Source organism: Aeromonas sp. QDB11 (assembly GCF_027705265.1).
Lineage (GTDB): Bacteria > Pseudomonadota > Gammaproteobacteria > Enterobacterales > Aeromonadaceae > Aeromonas > Aeromonas allosaccharophila.
Genome location: NZ_JAPDBM010000136.1, coordinates 1 through 2,838 on the forward strand (window position 1 = coordinate 1; position 2,838 = coordinate 2,838).

Consider the following 2,838-nt stretch of genomic DNA (forward strand, 5'->3'; position numbering starts at 1 on the left):
TCGACACTCTTTATCCGCCCCCGGTCTTCACATTTAGATTATTCAGATTAGGCGACAACTATTCTGACACCGGGGGAGAGTGACGATATAGGGGTCGAGGGCGGGGGTGAGAATGCTCAGACCCTCGATGGCCGACATCACCGACATCGCCGGAGTGATCACCACCTCGCCATAGAAGAAGCTGCCGCCAATCAGGCCGATGATGATCAGCAGCGGTGTCCAGCGGGTGGAGGCGTTGCGGGTCGCCAGCGACATCAGGGTGAGAATGCCACCCTCGCCGGCGTTGTCGGCCCGCATCACAAAGGAGAGGTACTTGACCGACACCACCAGGATCAGCAGCCAGAAGATCAGCGAGAGAAAGCCGAGAATGGAGGCCGGCTCGACGCCGAACCCGAATTGACCTGACAGGCACTCGCGCAAGGTATAGAGCGGGCTGGTGCCGATATCGCCATAGACTACGCCAATCGCCGCCAGCATAACGCCGGGAGTGGCTTGTTGTTTATCACAGTTCATGAGTTCATCTTGTCAGTTTGATGTTTACACGTTTGCCAACGCACAGCTGCCCGACCTACCAGGAGAGTCGTGATATTTAATCGGGAGAGAATTAATGGATTGCGATGGGAAAGGGCGCTAACGGAATAGTGATCTGCTTGTCATGGAACACAGTCTGTTCATCTGTCATTAAGCTTATAATGACACACACTTTGCGGGACTATGCTCAGTTATAAATAATCAAAAGTTCAATTTGAGTAAGAGAATTAATTATCCGGTGATTGAAATATATGGTAGGGAATCGGGCAACTGTTTGTTTTATCTAGCGAAGTGGTTTGGCTGGAATCCTTTTCCAAAACGGATAATAAATAGACGATAAAGTAATCGCTAATTAATTGCTGGCAGGATGGCAAAGGGGATGCAGTTGGGCCGCGATGGAGTCGTTATGTGCCAGAGGGGAAAGGTAGGGGGCAATGAACGAAGTGAATTGCACCAAATATTGAAAGAAGCAAGAGGTGCAATGCGCTGCGCTTATTGCACCCTACGGTAATTATTACTCTCCATGATAATGCTTCAATAAAAAGTAGCGGTCAGGACTATTTTTAACGCCGCTCACTTTACCGACTATTTTAAATCCCATTTTTTCATAAAATTTGGGAGCCTGAAATGAGAGGGTATCGACTTGAGCTGCAATACATCCCCGTTTTTTTGCTTCGCGTTCAGCAATCTCCATTAATTGAATGCCAAGCCCCTGTCCTCTCTTGTCATTGTGTACCCAAAGTACTTCGATCAACAGTTGATGATAAATAGTACGTCCGGCAATGCCACCGACAACTTCGTCATTGTCATCATGAATGGCAACAATTAAAGGTTGGGAGTGCTCCTCACCCATTTTATCAAAGTTAAATTGTCTAAGGTTATCAACAAGTACATTGAAGATTTCATCTTTATGTTCATTATGGATTTTTATATTCATAAAATCTTACTCCATTAAAATGTAATCGTAGGGTGCAATGAACGAAGTGAATTGCACCAAATACTAAAAGAGGCAAGAGGTGCAATGCGCTGCGCTTATTGCACCCTACGGTACTACGCTACTACGGTACTACGGTACTACGGTACTACGGTACTACGGTACTAAGTGTTTCCTATTTACAGACATTTCATTTGGAGGGAGACTCGAGGAGTTAACTGCAGTATAAGTAACACTATTTATCGTGCATCTTGCTATGTCCATAGTATTTCCATAAATATAATTGCTAATGCTATAAGTCTTCATTAATAATGGATTTTGCGGCGTCTATTAATAGTTCACCTCTTCGATTTTCCAAATCTTTTTTGGCAACAGGACAAGTTGAAATAGCTATTAAATGATCTAAGTATTGAATTTTTTTGGTGTATTTTCTTTTATATATCAGCAATCGAACTTCATACCGAAGTAAGGTTAGAATGATTGTTACGGAATAAGAAGTGATTCCGGCGATAAAGGATATGGTTTGCTCTGTAATATATGGTAATATAACTGAGTCAGCAGGAAGGTTTTTTGACCAAGTCAACATTATAAATGTCATAATTGCGGTAATAGCCGCACTGCTCAAAATATCTGACTTTTGAATTTCTTTTGCTTGTTGAGGCTGTAATTCGTTAGACATGCTCACGACCTCTATGAATCTTTATAACTTTCCATAAAGGGTCATCTGGGTATAGGTATAATGTACTAGTTTTTTTATAACCTTGGCCATCTATTACAACTACTCGAACCTTTCTTGTTTTAATTCGGTGAATTATAATGGGTTTTATATAATATAATAGTATGACGAATATTAATGCTACAGATATTATTATAGAAGTTTCCATTGTCTCTCCTCTGCAGGTATATGCTCCTTTACATTTGTCACTGTATAGTTAATGCAGGTTTTACCTGTTAGCTTTATTTTTTCTTTATACCAAACGCCGTCAACTCTAAGCAAATCATCCTTTGAAAATCGTTCTTGATTATCGGATACACGCTTTAAAAAAATAGGGTCTGTGATAACCACAGTAATACTATTTGATGGATTGTCTTTAGAGATCAACTTCCACTTTAATTTTGGATTGTAACTTAGAGTTTCTACATAGTAAAAGCCTGAGAGTACACCTTCTTCAACAATATGTTTATGGTTTCTTTTTAATATTAGGTTTTGATTGTTTTCTTTTGATATTTTTATTTTTGAACATGTTGAAATGCCATGGTCAATTGTCAGAGAGTCAATGTCATCTTCGGTTAGGGGGCGGCGTTTTTCAAGATAGTTGTCGCGCAAAGCTGTTTTAAGCAGCCTCTTTCTGCTCCGGCTCGGGTTTCTCGGG

At 41.3% G+C, this 2,838-nt stretch carries 3 protein-coding genes and 1 pseudogene; all 4 read right to left on the reverse strand.

Translation table 11 applies throughout. The features are described from left to right. Positions 1 to 75 precede the first annotated feature (75 nt). Positions 76 to 513 (reverse strand): annotated as a pseudogene (locus OKC40_RS22075) (KUP/HAK/KT family potassium transporter); the annotation flags it as partial. Positions 514 to 1,045: 532 nt separating this feature from the next. Beyond that, positions 1,046 to 1,468 carry a GNAT family N-acetyltransferase gene (locus OKC40_RS22080; protein ID WP_270796993.1) on the reverse strand — a complete coding sequence of 141 codons (423 nt, stop codon included), beginning with the start codon at positions 1,466 to 1,468 and terminating at the stop codon, positions 1,046 to 1,048. A 289-nt stretch (positions 1,469 to 1,757) separates the two neighbouring features. Continuing rightward, positions 1,758 to 2,144, reverse strand: a complete 387-nt coding sequence (locus OKC40_RS22085; RefSeq protein ID WP_270796994.1) for a hypothetical protein — start codon at positions 2,142 to 2,144, stop codon at positions 1,758 to 1,760. A 189-nt stretch (positions 2,145 to 2,333) separates the two neighbouring features. Beyond that, a partial coding sequence (locus tag OKC40_RS22090) for a hypothetical protein (RefSeq protein ID WP_270796995.1) occupies positions 2,334 to 2,838 on the reverse strand: 505 nt, incomplete at its 5' end.